Source organism: Arthrobacter crystallopoietes BAB-32, from assembly GCF_000328305.2.
Classification (GTDB): Bacteria; Actinomycetota; Actinomycetes; order Actinomycetales; family Micrococcaceae; genus Crystallibacter; species Crystallibacter crystallopoietes_A.
Genome location: NZ_ANPE02000196.1, coordinates 15,183 through 34,334 on the forward strand (window position 1 = coordinate 15,183; position 19,152 = coordinate 34,334).

Here is a 19,152-nt window from a genome sequence, read left to right on the forward strand (position 1 = left end):
CCCCCGACCAGGTCATCCCTGGCTCAGGAACTATCGCAGCCCTGTCTACATGGTATGACGTAAAAATGACGGTCGTCCACACAAATCAATAGGGGTGTGTCCGAACCGCTGGAGCCGACGCTGCCAGCGGTGGTAGACATGGATCACACGTCGTCGCATCATGACGCGGACCACGCCATCCCAATGACCCGAAAGCTGGATGCATGACTTCCGAAGCTACCAACACCGTAACCGACCAAGCCACCGGCCCTCTTGCCGGACTCCTCAATGCACTGGCGGACGGCGCCGTCGAAATCGTCGACCTCACCAACCGCCTCAGCAGTGAGACCCCTACCCTCCGGCTGCCCGAGCCGTTTGCCAACCTCATCGACTTCAGCCTGGAAACCGTCAGCGAGTACGACGAACCGGGGCCCTTCTGGAAGCACCAGAACATCCACACCGGCGAGCACATCGGCACGCACATCGATGCTCCGGCCCACTGGGTGACCGGGCGGCACAGCCACGACGTCGCCGACATCCCGCTTCCCCGCCTCATCGGCCCCGCCGTCGTCCTCGACTTCACCGCCGAGGCGGCCGCCGACCCGGATTTCCTGCTCGAGGTCGAGCACGTCCGCGCCTGGGAGAAGCAGCACGGGCCACTGCCCGAGGGCGGCTGGGTGCTCTACCGCACCGGCTGGGACGCATTCGCCCAGGACCGGGAGAAGTTCCTGAACACCGACGAGGACGGCTCCCACACGCCCGGCGTTTCGTCCGAATGCGCACAGTGGCTCTCGGAGACGGGCATCGCTGGCTTCGGTGTGGAGACCGTCGGGATCGACGCCGGCAACGCGGGCGCGCTGGATCCGATCTTCCCGGTGCATTATTACCTGCTCGGTGCCGACAAGTACGGCCTGACCTCGCTGCAGAACGTCTCCCAGCTGCCCACTCGCGGGGCGATGCTGATTGTCGCGCCGCTGCCGATTGTTGGCGGCACCGGCAGCCCCGCGCGGGTTCTCGCGCTGGTGCCGCGACGTTCGTGAAACCCTTGGCATGACGAAGGGCCGGCGTCGGTGGTGACGCCGGCCCTTCATTTCAGCAGCCTTATCAGCCGTTGTAGACGAATTTCTCCTGCAACCGGCCGGCGGTGCGGTCGGGATTGAGCAGCAGGATGCTGATCACGCCGACGATAATCAGGTAGACACCGATCATCCAGAAGGCGGAGTTCATGCCCTCGGCGAGCTTGGCCGCCATTTCGGCGGTTTCCCGTACCCCCTTCGGCGCCGGGGCGTAACCGGCATTGTCCATGAGCGTTCCGACCATGGCCGGAGCAATGACGCCGCCCATCGACGCCAGGCCGGTCAGGGTGGCCATGACGGCGGCCCGCTGCTTGGAACAAACCGCGAAGGCGACAGCCGTGGGTGCCAGCGGGTAGGTCATGGCCAGGCCCGCACCGAGGGTCACGACAATGACCGCGGGGGTGCCGCCGAGTCCGGGGAGCAGCAGGAAGCAGATTCCGGAGCACAGCAGGGTGGCGCCGAACAGCGCACCCAGCGCCCACCGGACGGTTACGCCGCGGCGCATCAGGAAGCGCGACCCGTAGCCCAGGGCCAGGAGAGCCAGAGCGCCGAGGACCCATGGGAAGGTCGAGAAGAGCCCGATCATTTCCGGCGGGAGCGCCACCACCGAGGCCAGGTACTTGGGCGACCAGGTGGTCAGGAACCCCTGGGCCCAGAAGCAGCCGGCGCCAGCCAGCACCGCAGCGACGAACATGCGCGTGCCAAGGACCTTGCGGATGGGCACGATCTTCAGCAGGTCGGCCTTGTCGGCGATGCTGTTCCCCGGGCCGGCCCGGACCTCGGAGGCCGGCGCAGGCTCCGGCTCCTCCGCCGGTGCCGGCTCGGCCGCCTCGTCCCGCTTCCGGGCGGTGTGGCTGTAGGGCCCGTCGCGTCCGACCACCAGCCAGCACAGGGACCAGAGCAGGCCGACAATGCCCAGGAAACCGAACGCCCAGCGCCAGCCGAGGGCCGGATTGGCGATGATCCACGCCAGCACCGGCGCGGCAATGATGGGCCCCAGAGTCGAACCGATGGCGACCAAGCTGCTCGGCAGGCCCCGCTCCTTCGCCGGAAACCAGCCGTGGACGTGCTGCAGGCTGATGGGAGTCGCGGGCCCCTCCGCCGCTCCCAGCAGGATGCGGGTGACCAGCAGGACTGCCGCGCCGCCGCCGAAGAGCATCGGGAACTGCAGGACCGCCCAAGAGATACCCATCGTGAGGATGATCCAGCGGGTGGGGACCTTGCCCGCCAGGAAACCGACGGCAACGGCGGCGATCGCGAACAGGAAGAAGAAGGCGCTTCCGATGAAGCCGAATTCGCCCGCCGTCAGCCCAAGGTCCCGCATCGCCGGATCGGCGACGAGGCCGATAACGGCCTTGTCGGCGAAGTTGATGATCTGGAAAACCACGAGGGCTCCGGTCACCAGCCATGCGCGCCGGTTCATCCGGCCATGTACGACGGCGGCACGCAGGGTATGTGCCGGGAGCTGGCTTTGCGTGGTCATGCCATGACCTCCGCATCCTCGCGCGGCGCCACGGTCCGGGGCGTCGAAGAAATGGTGAAGTGGTCGTTGTCTTCTGCGACGTGTACCGGTCCGGAGAAGTCTTTCGCTGCCCCTGCCTGCATCTTCTGCAGGTCCGCCGCGCCCGGGGTGTTCGGCACAATGTGGTGCAGGACCAACTGACCCACTCCGGCCGCTTGGGCGACCTTGCCCACTTCGTCGAAAGAGGTGTGGGACTCCCGCAGGTGGATTTCGATGCCGTCGCGGGTGGGGCCGTCCGGGAACGTTGCCAAAATGGCTTCCAGATCCATGACTTCATGCAGGAGCAGGTCCGCTCCGCGGGCCAGGCGGATGCAGTTTTCGGAATAGGCGGTATCCCCGGAGACCACCACGGAACCGTAGGCGGAATCGATGCGGAAGGCATAGGCCGGGAAGCAGAGCCGGTGGTCCACCAGGATCGCCGTGACGGTTACCAGTTCATCCCGGTAGATCTCGAAAGGCTCCATGGCCGGATGCCGCGCTTCCACGGGGTCGGCCGGCACGGAGGATGGAATCTCGATGTCGTGGGCGGTCACCCACCGGTGCGGCTCTTCGCGGCCTTCGTCGGCCATCCGAATGCAGATATCCGAGGCGAAAACCCGATCCAGAAGGGCGTCGACCATCTCGACCGTGCCGGTCATGGCCCGTCCCGCGGTTCGCGCATCAACCTGCGCGGCATGCTCACGGTCCAGTGCAGGAACCCGCGGCGGCTGGCCTGGTCCAAAGACCTGGATCGGGCGGCTGAAGGACTCTCCTGGCACCTGCCAGCCCGTAACCAGGAACGAACCGAGGTCATAGACATGGTCAGAATGGTGGTGGGTCAGGAAAATGCCGCGCAGCTCCGACCACGCGCAGCTCGACCGGTAATTGCGGATGCTGCCCATGCCGCAGTCGATGACATAGGCCGCGCCATCGACGGTGACTACGGTGCTGGTGCCGGCGCGGCTGCTGGAAACAATCGGCCCGCCGCCGGTGCCTAATGAGTGGACGGACATTCCTGGTGCTGAATTGCTCATATGTGCCCCTCGTCTTCCTTGATGGGTGGGCGGACACCGCGGCTGTCGGCGCAGCTGGCGGTTTGCAAGATTCGCTGAGCCGGACTGAACCGGCAGGAACGTGACACACATCATATGTAGCAGTTTTTGCGATCGCAATAGGTGTTGCATATCAAAGTTTCCTCTGCCATGCTGGCCGCACCGTTTGCTCGACGAAAGGACCTGTCATGGAAATGCAGCAAGGAACGGAAATCGTGCTTGGCGACCTGCCGAAGGGCATCACGCTCGCCAGTGAGGCCATGGGCAACAAGACCTGGAACGTGCTCGGCCACACCTACCTGGCCAAGGTCGAGAGCGCCTCCAGCTTCGCCTGGCTGTCCCTGGACCCGACCGGCACCGGTGTGCCGCCGCATGTCCATCCGACCCAGGACGAGCACATTTACGTCATGGAGGGCGTGTACACCCTTTACCTCGACGGCGAGTGGACGACCGCGGGCCCCGGCGACACGGTGCGGATGCCGAAGGGCCTTCCCCACGCTTACTACAACAAGGGCGAAACGCCAGGTAAGTCACTGTTCTGGGTCAGCCCGGCAGGCCGGCTCTCCCAGCTGTTCGACCAGCTCCACAATCTGGATGACCCCGAGGAAGTCGTGCGCCGCTCCGCCCTGCACGATGTGGATTTCCTCCCGCCGGGCGCCGTCCCCGGCGCGTAACTACTACCCCTTCCGGTGCCCGGCGGAGCGCGCACCGGATGAGCAGAAAGGACGACACCTTGGAGCCAGCTCCTGCCCGGCCGGCACTGACCCTCAGCTACGGCCCGCACGCTCCGCAGACCATTGAGTGCTGGGATGCCGCTGTACCGGGGCCGGCCCGCGGCGTGGCCGTCCTGGTGCACGGCGGCTACTGGCGTGCCCGGTTCGACGCCTCGCTCATGGTTCCCTTGGCCCGGGATCTGGCCCTGCACGGGTGGGCCGTGGCCAACGTCGAGTACCGCCGCGGCGGCAACGGCGGTGGCTGGCCCGAAACCGGCCAGGACGTACGCTCCGCCGTCGCCGCCGTCGCCGCTACACGCTGGCGGCAGTCGCACCCCGGCCCGCTGGTCGGCGTCGGACATTCGGTGGGCGGGCAATTGGCCCTGCTTACCGCGGACCTGCTGGACGCCGTCGTCGCACTGGCTCCGGTCACCGACACCGGGCGGACCTACCGGGAAGGCTTGGGCGAGAACGCTGCCGCCGAATTCTTCGGGGTATCGCCGGAACAGGCCCCTGAGGTCTACGCGGGTGCATCACCGATCCGGCAGCTGCCGCTGGAGACGCCTGCTTTGGTGGTCCATGGCGCCGTGGACCAGCGGGTTCCGGTCGAGCACTCGCTTGATTACCTGGCCCGTGCCCGGGCGGCGGGAGACCGCACGGACTTCATCTCCCCCTACGATCTGGACCACTTGGCCGCAATCGACCCTTCCGCACAGGTATGGCCGTCCGTGCGCGAGTGGATGGACAACGTGCCGGTTCAGGCTCCCCGGCTGCGCAGCAAGTCATCGGCGTGAGCCTCCGCCGGCGCGCGGAGAATTCCGTGCAGCGTCAGGAAGGCTTGTTTCGCGCGGGGGGCCTGCCAGCCCGCCGGCAGATACTCCAGCGGCAGGTTCGGGTCCCGGTAGGGGAACTTCCGCCACAGCGTCAGCATCGGCACATAGGTCCGGAAGGCGTCCAGCCGGTCTGCAGCGGAGAGCGGCTGCCCCGCTTGGGCGCGTTCCTGCCAGGGGCGGGCCAATGCCTCATAGCTGTCGATGAAGTCCGAGTACTGCCGGTCGAGCAGCTCCAGGTCCCACCACTGCGAGACCTGCCCACGGATGTCCCCGCACTTCAGGTAGTCGCCCGAGAAGTATTCGGCGTACCGGTCCAGCCCGCGCTCGGCCAGCCGCTTCATGGCTTGGTCCATCGCCGTGCTGGGCGCGATCGCGACGCCGGCGGCCACGAAGCCGAAACCGAGGCTCGTGAGTTCCGCGCGCAGCTCATAGCGCCGGTTCCGTTCTGCCTCGGGCACCGAGAAAACCACCAGCGACCACGGATCTCCGGGCTTGGACCGCTCGGGTGCGAAAATCGGCTTGTCGTCGGAATCAAAGATGTCCAAAACGTCGCCTGACAGGGCATAGCGCGCCACGCCGTCATCCCGCTGGCTAAGCAGGATCCCCTTGGACTTCAGCCTCGAGACCGTGGAACGGGCGGCCTGTTCGTCGATCCCCAAATCGGCCAGCATCGCCACCAGTGCCGCAACCCGGAAGGACCCTCCAGTTTTCCCGCCGTACAGTCCATACAGAGTGACGACCAACTGCTGGTGCAGTGGTCGCTGGGTGCGGGGCGGCATGGGGACGTGCTCATTTCAAGGTCGACGGCGGTTCCCGGCTATCTTATGCCGGGTTCCCGGCCGCCGGCCGCGGGACGGGACCAATCAGCAGACGTCGCCGAAGCACCCCAGGCAAAAGTCCGACGGCGGCACTTGAGGTGAGTGCCGCCGTCGTCCTTGGGGAGGTTCGGTTTCCGCCTACACCGCTGCTGCCTGCGGCGAAGCGGCGACCTCGGCGCTGGTGGCGAGCCGGACCATCGGAGACAGCAGCTCCAGCAGGTCCAGCGTGGCTTGGTGCGCCTGGTCGTTCTGCCCGGCGCAGGCGTCGGTGATGACCGTGACGTACCGGCCGGCATCGGCGGCGGCGAGCGCGGTGGCGAGGACGCAGCAGTCGGTGGCGACGCCGGTGAGCAGCAGCTCCTCCCCCACGGGGATGCGCTGCGCGAGCTCTTCGCCCCACTTGCCGAAGGTCGGCAGGTCGATCGTGCCGCTGGTCTCGACGCCGGGCAGTTCCAGGTCCCAGGCCTCATCGGCAGGGTCCAGGCGCATGCTCCGCCAGCGGTCGTAGTAGGCGGACCAGGAGCCTTCTTCGGCCGGATCCGGCACGAAACGGGTGAGGATGGGCGGATGGCCGGCGGCCACCAGGCGGGCAATGGCTTCGGCCGCTTCGTCATAGCGCGGGACATGCCAGTCGCCGTTCCGGCGGAAGACCCGCTGCATGTCGACGACGACGAGATGGCGTTTCGCCCTCTCAGGCATTGGTGTCCTCCTTCTCGGCGACGAGCAGCGGCTGCTTGGACAGGCGCGGCAGCTTGTAGGTAGCAAGGTATACGAGCGCGGCGATCAGCGCACCTACGTAGAACGACAGGTCGCCTATCTGCGGGAAGGCCGCGGCGATGGGGCCGGTGTAGACGGCGGAGATCCAGAACGGCGAGGAGCCGACGACGCCTGCCGCCCAGGCTACGAAGCCCCATTCGAACTTGCGCGACTTATCGTACAGTTCCTGCAGGCCGCGCTGGCTCCGGCGCCCTCCGAACAGATAGTCGAAGATCAGCACGGTCACATAGGGAGCGATGCAGTAGGCGGTCAGGTTCAGGAAGGCAGTGAAGCCTTCGTAGAAGCCGTGCTGCCCCCAGAGCGCGACCAGGTAGGACGCGATGCAGATGAACACGACGGCGATGTGCCGGCTGACCGGGATGCCCATGGTTTGGATCGAGATCGCGCCGCCGTAGACGTTCAGGAAGTTCTGGGTGAAGGAGGACAGGGCAACGATGCCCAGCCCGATAATGGCCCAGGGCCCCATCAGCTCGTCCAGGGCGGCGATGGTGTCCGTGGATGTCGCGGTCGAACCCAGCAGGGCGCCGAGGATGCCCATCCAGGACAGTGTGACGAAGTTGCCCAGCATGGTGAACCAGCCCGCTCCGCGGCGGTTGGCGGCGCTGTTGGGCAGGTAGCGGGAGTAGTCCGAGGCGAACGGCATCCAGGCGACGATGTAGGAGAAGAAGTAGCCGAAGAAGATGATCCAGCCGCCGACTCCCTGGAAGCCCTCGGCCTCAGGATTCGGGGTGTTGACGATGCTTCCCGACGCCACGGTCACCACGGTGACGAAGATGAATCCGGCCAGCAGCACGAAGGAGAGGACGCGCTGCAGGAAGTGGATCAGGTTGTAGCCCATGACCGCCACGCCCAACTGCAGCAGCATGAGCACGAGTGCCGAGAGCCAGAAGGGCATGCCGGTGAGGAGGCCGATCGCCTGCCCGCCGAGTATGACGGTGACTGCCGCCCAGCCCACGCCGGCAAAGACATTGACGTAGGCGACGGGCAGCAGGTTGCCGATGAAGCCCAGCGGCCCGCGGGCCTGCATCTGCTGCGGGATGCCCAGGCGGACGCCCATGCCGGACAGGTAGCCCATGACGGCCGCGGCGACCAGTCCGGCGCCGAGGATCGCCACCACGGCTGACCAGAACGGCAGGCCGAAGTAGGCGGCGCTGAAGCCAAGGACCACCAGCGGAAAGTTCATGCCGGCGGCAAACCACAGGAAGAACTGCGAGCGCGGTTTGCCGTGGCGCTCTACGTCGGGAATGTGTTCGATGCCGTACGGCTCGATTTTGGTGAGGCTGTCGCGGTAGCCCCGGTCCTCGGCAACGCTGTCCTCCTCGACAGCCTTGCTGTTGATGTCTGTGTTCACGGTTTGTTCCTTCGGTTACTCAATCGGTCACGGCGGCCGGTTGGGCTGCCGGTGGAGCTGGTGCGGAGGAAGCGGTCAAACCAGCCGCTTCCTCCGCGCGTGGAAGATCAGGATTCCGGACCGCCGTCCGGCAGGGGCGCCGTCCGCTCGCGGACATCCGGGGCGGAGCTGTTCTCTTGGCGCAGGTCCATCAGTCGGGCGTGCCGCAGGGCGTCGAACTCGTGGTCCCGCCGCAGTTCGATGATCAGCGAGGCACCGAGCAGCGCGACGATGATCGTGAAGGGCAGCGCGGAGAGCATCGCTGCCTGCTGCAGGGCGGTCAGCCCGCCAACCAGCAGCAGCAGCACGGCGCAGGCTCCGGTCAGTCCGCCCCACAGGGTGAGGACGGGCTTCCCAGGTTCCAGGCTTCCCTTGGAGGAGAGCATGCTCAGCACGAAGGTGTTCGCATCGGCTCCGGAGATGAAGAACAGCGCCACCAGGAGGACGGTGACAACTGCCGTGAGCTGCACCAGCGGCAGGTTCTCCAGCATCGCGAAGAACGCGGAATTGATGTTCTCGCTGGTGGCCGCACCGATGCCGGCGCCATTCATGTCCATCTGGATCGCCGAACCGCCGAAGATCGTGAACCAGGCGAAGAAGACCAGGCTGGGCACACCCAGCACGCCGGCCACGAACTGGCGGATGGTCCGTCCGCGGGAGATCTTGGCCAGGAAGACCCCGACAAACGCACCCCAGCTCAGCCACCAGGCCATCATGAAGTAGGTCCACCACTGCATCCATTGCAGGTCGTCGGCGGAACTCGGGGTGATCAGGCTGACGGCGAAGAAATCGCTGAAGTACTGCCCGACTGACCGGAAGAACAGGTTGGAGATGAAGTTGGTTGGCCCCGCGATGAACACGTAGAGCGCCAGCGCCAGCGACAGCGTCATGGTGATCTGGCTGATGTACTTGATGCCGCGGTTCACGCCGGACAGTGCGGAGAGCGTGAACAGCACCGTCACGACGGCGATGATGAGGATCTGCGTCACGAGTCCCGAGGGCAGCCCGAAGACCCGGCCCAGCCCCTCGGCGATCTGCGAGGCGCCAAGGCCCAATGAGGTGGTGGTGCCGAACAGTGTGGCAATGATGGCGAAGACGTCGATCATTTTCCCCACCCAGCCGTCCACCAGCTTGCCGAAGATCGGCCGCAGCATCGGAGACACCAGCCCGGGGCGCTTCTTGCGGTGCGTCGAATAGCCGATCGCCAGTCCGAAGATCCCGAAGACAGCCCAGGCATGCGGCCCCCAGTCGAAGAAGCTGAACTGCATGGCCCGGACCGCAGCCTCCATCGTCTCCGGCTGCGCGAGCGCATGCGGCGGGGCAACGAAGTGCGACACCGGCTCCGCCACGCCGTAGCTGATCAGACCGATGCCCATCACGGCGGAGAGGATCATGGCCAGCCAGGCCCAGGTGCTGTGCTCCGGACGGTCCGTGTCCGAGCCCAGCCTGATACCGCCGAACCGGCTGAAGCCCAGGTAGAGCATGAGGCCAATGCACAGCAAGGTGACCAGCAGGTAGCTCCACCCGACGGACGCGGCCACCCAGTCCATGCTGGCCGTCATGACGTCTCCCAGTCTCTGGGGAGACAGCGACGCCCACAGGACGAAGGCGGCAATCAGGGCGATCGATGTCCAGAACACACTGCCTGGACGCCGGGACCGGCCGTCGCTTGATGAGCCCTCCGGCCGCGCCTTACCGGACGCAGTTCCCGCGGCGGGAGGCGTGATTTGTTGAACCATAATGGTCTCCGGGTCTCGGGGGGACGTCCTCGAACGTCAGAGCTGGGACAGGCCTTCGCTGTCGAAGAAGCGGCCGGCCTGGTACACCATGGGCGATGCTTCGCTCACTTCCGCATGGCGTACCCGGCAGATGAAGATCGTGTGGGTTTTCGCCTGGAACCGCTCGCGGATCTCCGCCTCGAGCGCCGCGGAGGAGCCGTCGATCAGCGGCGAGCCGCTGGGCCCGGCGTGCCAGTCGATCTCCGCGAACTTGTCGGCAGACTTCGAGGCGAAGGTGGCAACGGTGGATTTCTGCTGGTTGCTCAGGATGTTGATGCCCAGGTGGCTGGAGGCGAACAGGGCAGGATAGGTCGAGGAGGTTTTCTGGATGCAGACCATCACCAGCGGCGGCTCGAGCGAGACCGACGCGTAGGCGTTCACGGCCAGCCCCTTGGGCACGCCGCCTTCCTGCGTCGTCACGACGGTGACCCCGGTGACGAACTGCCGGTTGAAGGTCTTCATGATCTCCAGGTCCGGTTCCCCGGACAGGGAATCAACGACGACGCCGGTGCCCGGTTCAGCGAGCGCGTCACCCAGGTGCCGGATGCCTAGGGAGTTCAGCAGTTCGCTGCTGTCCCACGTCACGGTTTCCTGCTTGATCCGTCCGCCGTCCAAGGTGACGAAATTGGAGCCGCGGGTCTGCACGCGCCGTCCGGTCGGCGGAACGCCCATAAACGGTGCAGTGTGCGTGCCGGTCGAGGTCCAGAAGATGGCGGCCTTGTCGCCGTCGACGACGACGGCATCCACGATGGTGGCCAGGTCCGGGAACGCTTCCCGGATTCCCAGAATTTCAGCCTGCAGCTGCTGCAGGCTGAGCGTCTTGCCGCTGGCCTTGCCGACCCGAAGGTAGTCCGGCGTCACGAGCGCTTCCAGTGCTTCAACCTCGCCCCGGTCCCAGGCGGCTGCCCACACGCTTGCTACTGCGGTATCAAAAGTCTGTTGCATGGCAGATAGCGTAAGCGGCATCACATGGAGAGGTCAACACTCAACTGGAAAAGCTTGAAATTCCTGCAATTCAGGGGAAGTTGCAGGAAACTTTGCGCACTCCTTGACGGTTCTCATGTATGCAACCTAGGCTCTGTTGTATGCAAGAGACGTTGGTCATAGCGCAGGGCAGCCAGCCGCCCGCCAAAGAGCTTTCACTGTTGGACAGGGTCCGGGCCCTGATCCTCGGCGGGGACTTCCCGCCCGGGGCTCCGGTGTCCGAGGTGTTCCTGTCCCAGGAGTTCGAGGTCAGCCGCACTCCCATCCGCGAAGCCCTCAAGCAGCTGCAGCACGAGGGGCTCGTCGAGATCCGTCCAAAGGTCGGTACGTTCGTCCGGGAACCCACCCGGCGCGAGATCGTCGAGCTGTTCCAGCTCAAGGAGGGCCTGGAAGGTCTGGCGGCCGGCCTGCTGGCCCGCCGCGGCAAGGTCCGCGAGATTTCCGTCCTCGAGCGGAACGTCGCAGAGTCGGATGAGGCGGCGGCGGAGCAGGATGCCGAACGCTACGCCGAACTCGTCCATGAATTCCACCGGACGATCATCACTGGAGCGGACAACAACAAACTGGTCGAGCACTATGAGCGGCTGATGAACCAGCTGGCCTACCACCGCCTGGTGCTGCGGACAGCAGAGCATCCCGGCCGGATCAGGGCCTCGACGGCTGAACACCGGACGGTCCTGGCCATGATCAAGGACAAGGACCATTTCGGCGCCGAAGCAGCCATGCGCAACCACGTCTACGCATCGTCCCGCGAAGTCCTGACGGACTCGCGGACCCGGAACGACTGATCCCTGCCGAAAGAACCATCTGAGCACAGGATGCTCTGGGCCCCCCACCTCGGACTCGAGCACAAAAGCCCATGGGCAGCCTTGAGCTGTTCTCCAAGAAAGTGAAGCCCCTTTTGACTAACAGCACTACTGCCGGCTCCGCGGAAGGCGCAGCCGGCATCCGGAAAATCGTCTACTACCAAGAGGAAATCCTGCTGGAGAACGGCACCCAGCCGCCGGTACCGGCCCTGCGGGCCACCGCAGCAGCGGTGATCCCCAACCCCTGGATCGGCACGGCGCCGGACAAGGACTTGGCCGAGGAGTCCCGGACCGTGGCCCCGCCGATCGCGCAGATCCTGACCGACCGCCTGATCGAAGGCCTTGGCGGAGCCGATCGGATCGAAGCGTTCGGCAAGGCGGCCATCGTCGGAACGGCCGGCGAAATCGAGCATGCCGGCGCCCTGATCCACACACCTTACTTCGGCAACCTGGTCCGCGAGTTCCTGGAAGGTTCGTCGATCATCTGCTTTGCCGACGACCGCGCCGAGGCCGGCCAGCCGCTCGTCGTGCCGATGTGGCACAAGACCGAGGCCGCCACCCGCAGCCACTACCAGACCATCACAGCCCGGATTTCCGACGGCCCCCGGCCGGACGAGATCGTCGTGGTCGCCGCCGCCTCAACCGGCCCCCGGCCGCATGCCAGGATTGGCGACCGCACCACTGATCCCGCCGTAACCTCACGCATCCTCGAAGGAGCCTCCGCATGAACGTCCGCAAGATCGTCACCCTCGTCGAAGAGACCCTGACCGAGGGCGGCCGCCCGGTCGAACCCAACGCCCGTGTCGCCGTGGTCGCCGCCGTCATCGAGAACCCGTGGCGCGGCCAGGGCTTCGTCGAAGACCTCACCGCCGGCATCGACGAAGCAGCCTCCCGGGTCGGGGAAGTCCTCGCACCGCGCGTGGTCAAGGCCCTTGGCGGCACGGTCGAAGCCTACGGCAAGGCCGCCATTGTCGGCTTGGACGGCGAAATCGAGCACGGCTCCGCGCTGATCCACACGCTCAAGTTCGGCGACCACTTCCGCAACGCGGCGAATGCCACCACGCTGCTCCCCGCCGTCGAGAAGCGCGGTCCCGCGGGCGTCACGTTCGACATCCCCCTGAAGCACGTCACGGACGCGACCATCCGCTCGCACCACCAGAGCATCGAGGTCCGGCTGGCCGATGCCCCGCACCCGGGCGAGATCGTCATCGCGCTGGCAGCAGCTTCGCAGGGCCGTCCGCAGCAGCGCCTGGCACCGCTGTCGACCGAACAGTAACGGGTTGGACCGGATGGAACGGAAACTGCCGATCGTCCTGCTGCACGGCGTCGGGCTGGACAGCAGCATGTGGGACCTGTTCCGGGCGGAACTGGGCCGGCTTACCGACCGGGAAATCCTGGCCCTGGACCTGCCCGGCCACGGCGGCCAGCCGCCGCTGACGGAAGCCGTCTCCCTCGCGGATTTGGCTAACGACGTCGCTGCCCGGCTTCCGGGGCGCGCGCACCTTGTCGGGTTCTCGCTCGGGGCCCTGATCGCGCAGCATCTGGCCAGGTACCGCCCGGAGCTCGTGGCGAGCCTGACCAGCGTCAGCTCGGTGTGCCTTCGGACACCGCAGGAGGCTGCCTCCGTCTCCGCCCGGCTGGAAAATGCCAGCGCAGACTTTCCGGGCAGCGTCGAGGCCTCCCTTGAACGCTGGTTCCCGGCCGAGGCGGGAACGGATTCCGCCACGGTTGCCGGCGTGCGCCAAACCCTGCTGGCCAACAACCAGGAATCCTACCTGCACGCCTACCGGGTCTTCGCCACGGCCGACGCCGGGATCGGCGCAGAGCTGGGAGGTATCACCGCTCCCTCGCTGGCCGTGACCGGGGATCTGGACCCCGGCTCGACTCCCGATATGACCCGCCGCTTGGGCGAGGCGATCGCCGGGGCGCGCACCGCCGTCGTACCGGAGACCCGGCACATGCTGCCGGTGGAACGACCGGCGGAGCTGGCCCGCATCATCACCGAATTCATCGAAGAACCGAGGCGAAACACCCATGACTAGGCAATACGACCACTTCATCGACGGCAAGTGGGTCGCTCCGGCGGAGGGCGCCTACTTCGAGAGCACCAACCCGGCCACGCTCGAAGTGCTCTACCAGGCGGCCCGGGGCAGCAAGGCGGATGTGGATGCGGCAGTGGACGCGGCCCGCAGCGCCTTCGAGAACCCGCTGTGGCGCGACCTGAGCCAGACCAAGCGCGGGCACCTGCTGCGCAGGCTCGGCGACCTGGTCGGCGAGCATGCCGACGAGCTGGCGCGGATGGAGACGGAGGACAACGGCAAGCTGTTGCGCGAGATGCGCGGCCAGCTGGCCACACTGCCCGAGTACCTCTATTACTACGCGGGCCTGGCCGACAAGGTGCAGGGCAGCCAGGTTCCCACCATGAACCCGGCCATCCTGAACTACACACAGCGTGAACCGCTGGGTGTAGTTGGGGCTATCACTCCGTGGAATTCGCCGCTGACGCTGACCACCTCCAAGCTGGCGCCGGCCTTGGCCGCCGGCAACACCATCGTGATCAAGCCGTCCGAATACACCTCACGGACTATCCTCCGGTTCGCAGAATTGACGGTCGAAGCGGGCTTCCCCGACGGGGTCGTCAACGTGGTGACCGGTATGGGCGCCGAAGCCGGCGCCGCCCTGGTGGACCACCCGGACATCGCCAAGATTTCCTTCACCGGGTCCACCGCCACCGGCTCGGCCATCGCCGCATCCGCCGCCTCCCGTTTCATCGGCTGCACCCTGGAGCTGGGCGGCAAGAGCCCCAACATCGTCTTCGAGGACGCCAATATCGCGAATGCCGCGATGGGCGTCGTGGCCGGCATCTTCGCGGCTGCAGGCCAAACCTGCATCGCCGGCAGCCGGGTCTTCGCACACCGCTCCGTCTACGACGAACTGCTGGAGAAGGTCGCCGAACGGGCCAAGAGAATCGTCATCGGCAACCCGATCGAGGACACCACCGAGCTCGGTCCGCTAGCTTTTGCGGCGCAGCAGGAGAAAGTCGGTTCCTACGTGGAGCTCGGCGTATCCGAGGGAGCCAAGGTCCTCACCGGCGGCGGCAGGCCCGACGTGGAGCTGCCCGGCTACTTCTACGCGCCGACGGTCCTGACCGGCGTTGACAACTCCATGCGCGTGGTGCGCGAGGAGATTTTCGGTCCGGTCGCGGCCATCATGCCGTTCGATACCGAGGAGGAAGTCCTGCGGCTCGCCAACGACACCCAGTACGGGCTGGCCGCGGGCGTCTGGACGCAGAATCTGGCCCGTGCCCACCGGATGAGCCGGCGGCTGGAGGCCGGCACTGTCTGGGTCAACACCTACCGGGCGATGTCCCCGATGTCCCCGCGCCAGGGGTTCAAGAACAGCGGTGTGGGCATCGAACACGGCCTGGAGTCGATGCACGAGTACACCCGCCTGAAGAGCATCTGGATCAACACCGACGAGGGCCCCGTCGCGGACCCGTTCGTCATGCGCTGATAGGAGCCTTGCATGCCATTGATCGACGTATCCATTGCCGAGGGCCGCTCCCCCGAACAGCTACGGGGGCTGGTGGCGGCCCTGCACCGGGCTGCCGAGGAGTCCGTCGGCGCCCTGCCGGAGAACACCACGGTGATCATCCGCGAGGTCCCCGCCACCCACTGGTCCAAGGCCAACCAGACCATCGCCGAGCGCCAAGCCGCAGCCCCGGCAGCTCAGTTCACGCAAGAGGCGCCGGTCGAAACCGCCGCAGAATAAAAGGAGTCACTAATGCGCTTTTCCCTCTTCGTCCACATGGAGCGCTGGGACGAGAGCGTCTCCCACCGCGAATGCTTCGAGAACCTGACGGAACTGGCCCTCATGGCGGAGGCCGGAGGCTTCAGCACCGTCTGGATCGGCGAGCACCACGCGATGGAGTACACCATCTCGCCCAGCCCCATGCCCCAGCTCGCCTACCTGGCAGCACGCACGTCCCGCATCCGCCTGGGTGCCGGAACGATCATCGCACCCTTCTGGAACCCGCTTCGTGTGGCCGGCGAGACAGCGCTCCTGGACGTCATCAGCAACGGCCGGATGGAAGTGGGACTGGCGCGCGGCGCCTACCAGTTCGAGTTTGACCGCCTCATGGGCGGCATGTCCGCGGTCGACGGCGGAAAGCACCTGCGCGAGCTGGTGCCGGCCGTGCGCGCGCTGTGGGAAGGCGACTACGCCCACGACGGCGAAATCTGGCAGTTCCCCACCTCGACCAGCGTTCCCAAGCCCATCCAGAAGCCGACACCGCCCATGTGGGTCGCCGCCCGGGACATCTCCTCGCATGAGTTCGCCGTCGCCAACGGCTGCAACGTGATGGTGACTCCGCTGATGAAGGGCGACGAAGAGGTCGCGGACCTTGCGGGCAAATTCGACAGTGCGGTAGCAAAAAACAGCGCAAACAACCCCGGCGCCCCCCGCCCGGACCTCATGGTCCTCCGTCACACCCATGTCCACGACACCGACGATCCCGAGGGATGGCGCCGCCCGGCCGAGGGCATCCAAAAGTTCTACCGGACGTTTGATGCCTGGTTCGGAAACAAGACGGTTCCGAAGAACGGCTTCCTCGAGCCCAGCCCGGTCGAGAAGTTCGAGGGGCGGCCGGAGTTCACGCCGGAGTCCCTGCATAAGACAGCGATGATCGGAACGCCCGATGAAATTATCGAGCGCCTGCGCCACTACGAGGCACTCGGCGTCACCGAGTTCAGCCTCTGGTCCGACAACAGTCTGACCCATGAGGAGAAGAAGCGTTCCCTGGAGCTCTTCATCGAGCATGTCGTGCCGGCCTTCCAGAAACAGCCCGCATCCGCGGCACGTTGAACCTAGCGAAAGCCCCCGCCAGAACCTGTCAATCAGGCCATGGCGGGGGCTTTGGCGTGGTGTGCCTGCCCGGAGGCGGGCGACGCCGCCGCACTTCGTTGGCTGACGGAATTGGCCGGCGTGGCCCCGTTACGGCGCTGGCTTGAACCCGTCCGGTTCCCGCCCTGCCGGCTGGGTTGGCGTTGAAGAAGGGGCTCCGCCGCGTGCAGCGGAGCCTTGGCCGGCCGCCCTGGCGCCACGACATAGTCCGTGCCGTCGACCGACAGCGTCAGCTCAGCCTCATCCGCAGCGGTGCCGGAGGTTCCGGTGTCGAGCAGCCGCATGGTCGTGCCGGCGGGGGTGGTTTCGACACCCAGCCGGTGGCCCCTCCACTGGAGGCGGAAGGCGATACGCTCCAGCCGGGCGGGCAGCCGCGGTGCCAGCTGCAGCTTCCCGCCTTCGGTCTGCAGCCCGCCCAGTCCGCAGGCCAGCGCCAGCCACGCTCCGGCGAGCGACGCAAGGTGCAGCCCCTCCTGGCTGTCCTGCTGCAGGTCGCGCAGGTCCACCAGGGCAGCCTCGCGCAGGTAGGCGAGCGCCAGGTCCAGGTGGCCGGCGTGGGCGCAGGCCACGGCCTGGGCTGCTGCGGAGAGCGAGGAATCCCGGACGGTGCGGCGCTCGTAGTAGTCCAGGTTCCGGGCCGCTTCCTCCGGGGTGAAGGCGTCGGAGCACCACCAGAGGGCAAGCTCCAGGTCCGCTTGCTTCACCACCTGGCGCCGGTAGATCTTCGCGTAGTGCGCGTGGTCCTGGACCGGGTAGGCGCCTTGCTGGCCCTCGAAGTCCCACTCCCGGTAGGTGGTGAACCCTTCGTTGGCCGGATGCACCCCAAGCACATGGTCATACGGGACGTACATCGCGTCCGCGGCTTCCCGCCAGTGCCGCTTCTCCTCCCGCGAGACCCTGAGCCGCTGGGCTGCGGCGGGGTTCGCCTCGCAGGCGTCGGCGGCCAAGTCCAGGTTCCGCTTGGCCATGAGGTTGGTGAAGACGTTGTCGTCCACCACTCCGGTGTATTCATCCGGTCCGGTCATGCCGTACAGGTGGCAGCGTCCCTTGTGGTCCCGGTGCAGCATCCGCGCCCAGACCCGGGCCGTTTCCACGAGCACGTCCAGGCCGCCGACCTCCTCGAGGTTCCGGCCCGTGGCGTCGGCCCAGAAGCCGAAGGCACGGGCGATGTCCGCGTTGAGGTGCGCCGCGGCAGTGCTGGCCGGCCAATAGGCGGACGCCTCCCCGCCGTCGATGGTCCGCCACGGGAAGGAGGCCCCTTCCAGCCCCAGGACCTGCGCCCGTTCGCGCGCCCGATCCAGTCCGGAGGAACGCCAGCGAAGCATCCGGGCGGCATCTTCAGGCCGCAGCAGGGTCATGGCGGGGACCAGGAAGCTGTCGATGTCCCAGAAGGTGTGGCCGCTGTAGCCGTAGCCGGTCAGGCCCTTGGCGCCGACGGGCGCAGCGTTGACGCAGGCTGATGCCTGCAGCAGCTGGAACAAGTCGAAGCGCAGGGCCTGCTGGAGGTCGGGATCGCCGTCGACCTCCACGTCTGCCGCCTGCCAGAAGTTGTCGAGGACGCGCTGCTGCTCCGCCGCCAGCCCCTCCCAGCCCAGCTGCCGGGCAGCCTCGAGGGCCGCCGCGGCCTGGTCGCGCAGGCCGGCAGGCGGGTCTTCGCGCGACCAGGCGTGGCAGATGTACTTCACAAAACCGGCGGTTCCGCCCGGGGGCAGCTCCGCGACGAGGCTCGTGGCGACCTGGTCCTCGCCGTCCGTCGTGTGCACCTGCGCGTCTTCGGGCCGGAGGATTTCGTGTTCGACGGCGGCAGCGACGCAAGTGCCGCTGCGCCGGGTCCGGTGCACCAAGTGTCCGCCGGTTTGATGCGAGCCGCGGAGGCAGGACTCGAACGGGCTGTGCAGCGCCTCTTCGACCCGGGGGTCGCTGTTGTCCACCGGGGGCGGCGTGCAGTTGACGGTGAGTTCCGAGCGGATCGCGATCTGCACGGGCTGGTCCAGGGCCTGCACTTCATAGCGGATGGCGGTGGTGGCACGGTGGGCCAGCGACACCATGCGGGTGGAGACGAGCCGCATCCGGCCGCCCCGGGGCGTAGTCCACTCGAATTCGCGGCGCAGCGTGCCTGCCCGCAGGTCGAGCACCCGCTCGTGCCGCCCCGCTGGGGCTTCGCGCACATCCAGCGGGACACCGTCGACCTGGAGCCGGATTCCGGTGCCGTCGGCTACCCCGATCATGGCCTGGCCGTGCTCCGGATGGCCATAGCCGCCTTCAGGGTAGGACAGCGGGTGGTACTCGTAGACCCCGGCCAGGAAGACGCCGCGGGCTGCGCTGGGCTGCCCTTCATCCAAGGTGCCGCGGAGCCCGACGTAGCCGTTGGCCAGCGCGAAGACGGACTCCCCCAGTCCAAGGGAATCCGCGTCAAGAGAGGATTCCCGGACCTGCCAGGGATGCGTCGTCAAGAGTCGGTTCGCCACGGAATCCACGCTATCCCGTCCCTGCGGCCGCTTCCTCACGTGCCCGCCGCGCCGCGGACCGCAGCCGGCCGGCGT

At 66.8% G+C, this 19,152-nt stretch carries 18 protein-coding genes; 10 read left to right on the forward strand and 8 right to left on the reverse strand.

Features of this window, described 5'->3' with window-relative positions; translation table 11 throughout:
- The first annotated feature begins 203 nt into the window (after positions 1 to 203).
- Positions 204 to 1,019, forward strand: coding sequence for a cyclase family protein (locus D477_RS15810; protein ID WP_005271666.1), 816 nt, complete (start codon positions 204 to 206; stop codon positions 1,017 to 1,019).
- 64 nt (positions 1,020 to 1,083) lie between these two features.
- Here D477_RS15810 and D477_RS15815 read toward each other — a convergent pair whose 3' ends face one another.
- Both D477_RS15815 and D477_RS15820 read right to left on the reverse strand, forming a co-directional pair.
- Positions 1,084 to 2,538, reverse strand: coding sequence for an MFS transporter (locus D477_RS15815; protein WP_005271671.1), 1,455 nt, complete (start codon positions 2,536 to 2,538; stop codon positions 1,084 to 1,086).
- The gene (locus D477_RS15820) at positions 2,535 to 3,590 is read right to left on the reverse strand and encodes an MBL fold metallo-hydrolase (RefSeq protein WP_052510815.1); all 1,056 of its coding nucleotides are present in this window, start codon (positions 3,588 to 3,590) and stop codon (positions 2,535 to 2,537) included. The genes D477_RS15815 and D477_RS15820 overlap by 4 nt, the downstream gene beginning before the upstream one ends.
- Positions 3,591 to 3,796: 206 nt before the next feature.
- Here D477_RS15820 and D477_RS15825 point away from each other — a divergent pair, with 206 nt between their 5' ends.
- Both D477_RS15825 and D477_RS15830 read left to right on the forward strand, forming a co-directional pair.
- A complete protein-coding gene (locus D477_RS15825) occupies positions 3,797 to 4,282 on the forward strand; it encodes a cupin domain-containing protein (protein WP_005271675.1) in 486 nt (161 codons plus the stop codon).
- Between the two features lie 38 nt (positions 4,283 to 4,320).
- Positions 4,321 to 5,115, forward strand: coding sequence for an alpha/beta hydrolase family protein (locus D477_RS15830; RefSeq protein WP_005271676.1), 795 nt, complete (start codon positions 4,321 to 4,323; stop codon positions 5,113 to 5,115).
- Here D477_RS15830 and D477_RS15835 read toward each other — a convergent pair.
- From D477_RS15835 to D477_RS15855, 5 genes are all read right to left on the reverse strand, one after another.
- On the reverse strand, positions 5,079 to 5,933 hold the full coding sequence (locus D477_RS15835) for a PaaX family transcriptional regulator (protein ID WP_005271679.1): 855 nt from the start codon (positions 5,931 to 5,933) through the stop codon (positions 5,079 to 5,081). The genes D477_RS15830 and D477_RS15835 overlap by 37 nt on opposite strands.
- A gap of 177 nt (positions 5,934 to 6,110) precedes the next feature.
- A complete protein-coding gene (locus D477_RS15840) occupies positions 6,111 to 6,671 on the reverse strand; it encodes a cysteine hydrolase family protein (protein ID WP_005271682.1) in 561 nt (186 codons plus the stop codon).
- Positions 6,664 to 8,100, reverse strand: a complete 1,437-nt coding sequence (locus D477_RS15845; RefSeq protein WP_005271685.1) for a purine-cytosine permease family protein — start codon at positions 8,098 to 8,100, stop codon at positions 6,664 to 6,666. The genes D477_RS15840 and D477_RS15845 overlap by 8 nt, the downstream gene beginning before the upstream one ends.
- A 107-nt stretch (positions 8,101 to 8,207) precedes the next feature.
- Positions 8,208 to 9,779 (reverse strand): BCCT family transporter, encoded by a 1,572-nt coding sequence (locus tag D477_RS15850; protein ID WP_005271688.1) that lies wholly within the window; start codon positions 9,777 to 9,779, stop codon positions 8,208 to 8,210.
- Between the two features lie 135 nt (positions 9,780 to 9,914).
- Positions 9,915 to 10,862, reverse strand: a complete 948-nt coding sequence (locus D477_RS15855) for a flavin reductase (RefSeq protein ID WP_043847285.1) — start codon at positions 10,860 to 10,862, stop codon at positions 9,915 to 9,917.
- Between the two features lie 140 nt (positions 10,863 to 11,002).
- Here D477_RS15855 and D477_RS15860 point away from each other — a divergent pair, with 140 nt between their 5' ends.
- The 7 genes from D477_RS15860 (at position 11,003) to D477_RS15890 (ending at position 16,570) form a co-directional block, all read left to right on the forward strand.
- Positions 11,003 to 11,689 (forward strand): GntR family transcriptional regulator, encoded by a 687-nt coding sequence (locus tag D477_RS15860; protein ID WP_043847287.1) that lies wholly within the window; start codon positions 11,003 to 11,005, stop codon positions 11,687 to 11,689.
- Positions 11,690 to 11,802: 113 nt separating this feature from the next.
- Positions 11,803 to 12,435, forward strand: a complete 633-nt coding sequence (locus D477_RS15865) for an amino acid synthesis family protein (RefSeq protein ID WP_043847302.1) — start codon at positions 11,803 to 11,805, stop codon at positions 12,433 to 12,435.
- Positions 12,432 to 12,983 carry an amino acid synthesis family protein gene (locus D477_RS15870; RefSeq protein ID WP_005271713.1) on the forward strand — a complete coding sequence of 184 codons (552 nt, stop codon included), beginning with the start codon at positions 12,432 to 12,434 and terminating at the stop codon, positions 12,981 to 12,983. Before D477_RS15865 ends, D477_RS15870 begins: the two co-directional genes overlap by 4 nt.
- Positions 12,984 to 12,996: 13 nt before the next feature.
- On the forward strand, positions 12,997 to 13,749 hold the full coding sequence (locus D477_RS15875) for an alpha/beta fold hydrolase (RefSeq protein WP_005271716.1): 753 nt from the start codon (positions 12,997 to 12,999) through the stop codon (positions 13,747 to 13,749).
- The gene (locus D477_RS15880; protein ID WP_005271718.1) at positions 13,742 to 15,220 is read left to right on the forward strand and encodes an aldehyde dehydrogenase; all 1,479 of its coding nucleotides are present in this window, start codon (positions 13,742 to 13,744) and stop codon (positions 15,218 to 15,220) included. The genes D477_RS15875 and D477_RS15880 overlap by 8 nt, the downstream gene beginning before the upstream one ends.
- Positions 15,221 to 15,232: 12 nt before the next feature.
- A complete protein-coding gene (locus D477_RS15885) occupies positions 15,233 to 15,478 on the forward strand; it encodes a tautomerase family protein (RefSeq protein ID WP_043847289.1) in 246 nt (81 codons plus the stop codon).
- Positions 15,479 to 15,490: 12 nt separating this feature from the next.
- Complete coding sequence (locus tag D477_RS15890) at positions 15,491 to 16,570, forward strand: LLM class flavin-dependent oxidoreductase (RefSeq protein ID WP_005271723.1); 1,080 nt, start codon at positions 15,491 to 15,493, stop codon at positions 16,568 to 16,570.
- Between the two features lie 32 nt (positions 16,571 to 16,602).
- Here the strand turns inward: D477_RS15890 and D477_RS15895 are convergent, their stop codons facing one another.
- Positions 16,603 to 19,077, reverse strand: a complete 2,475-nt coding sequence (locus D477_RS15895) for a glycoside hydrolase family 65 protein (protein WP_081608593.1) — start codon at positions 19,075 to 19,077, stop codon at positions 16,603 to 16,605.
- Positions 19,078 to 19,152: the final 75 nt, after the last annotated feature.

Coding starts and splice junctions, on each gene's coding strand:
- D477_RS15810 (WP_005271666.1), top strand. CDS start 204: ATGACTTCCGAAGCTACCAACACCGTAACCGACCAAGCCACCGGCCCT.
- D477_RS15815 (WP_005271671.1), bottom strand. CDS start 2,538: ATGACCACGCAAAGCCAGCTCCCGGCACATACCCTGCGTGCCGCCGTC.
- D477_RS15820 (WP_052510815.1), bottom strand. CDS start 3,590: ATGAGCAATTCAGCACCAGGAATGTCCGTCCACTCATTAGGCACCGGC.
- D477_RS15825 (WP_005271675.1), top strand. CDS start 3,797: ATGGAAATGCAGCAAGGAACGGAAATCGTGCTTGGCGACCTGCCGAAG.
- D477_RS15830 (WP_005271676.1), top strand. CDS start 4,321: ATGAGCAGAAAGGACGACACCTTGGAGCCAGCTCCTGCCCGGCCGGCA.
- D477_RS15835 (WP_005271679.1), bottom strand. CDS start 5,933: ATGCCGCCCCGCACCCAGCGACCACTGCACCAGCAGTTGGTCGTCACT.
- D477_RS15840 (WP_005271682.1), bottom strand. CDS start 6,671: ATGCCTGAGAGGGCGAAACGCCATCTCGTCGTCGTCGACATGCAGCGG.
- D477_RS15855 (WP_043847285.1), bottom strand. CDS start 10,862: ATGCAACAGACTTTTGATACCGCAGTAGCAAGCGTGTGGGCAGCCGCC.
- D477_RS15860 (WP_043847287.1), top strand. CDS start 11,003: ATGCAAGAGACGTTGGTCATAGCGCAGGGCAGCCAGCCGCCCGCCAAA.
- D477_RS15870 (WP_005271713.1), top strand. CDS start 12,432: ATGAACGTCCGCAAGATCGTCACCCTCGTCGAAGAGACCCTGACCGAG.
- D477_RS15875 (WP_005271716.1), top strand. CDS start 12,997: ATGGAACGGAAACTGCCGATCGTCCTGCTGCACGGCGTCGGGCTGGAC.
- D477_RS15880 (WP_005271718.1), top strand. CDS start 13,742: ATGACTAGGCAATACGACCACTTCATCGACGGCAAGTGGGTCGCTCCG.
- D477_RS15885 (WP_043847289.1), top strand. CDS start 15,233: ATGCCATTGATCGACGTATCCATTGCCGAGGGCCGCTCCCCCGAACAG.
- D477_RS15890 (WP_005271723.1), top strand. CDS start 15,491: ATGCGCTTTTCCCTCTTCGTCCACATGGAGCGCTGGGACGAGAGCGTC.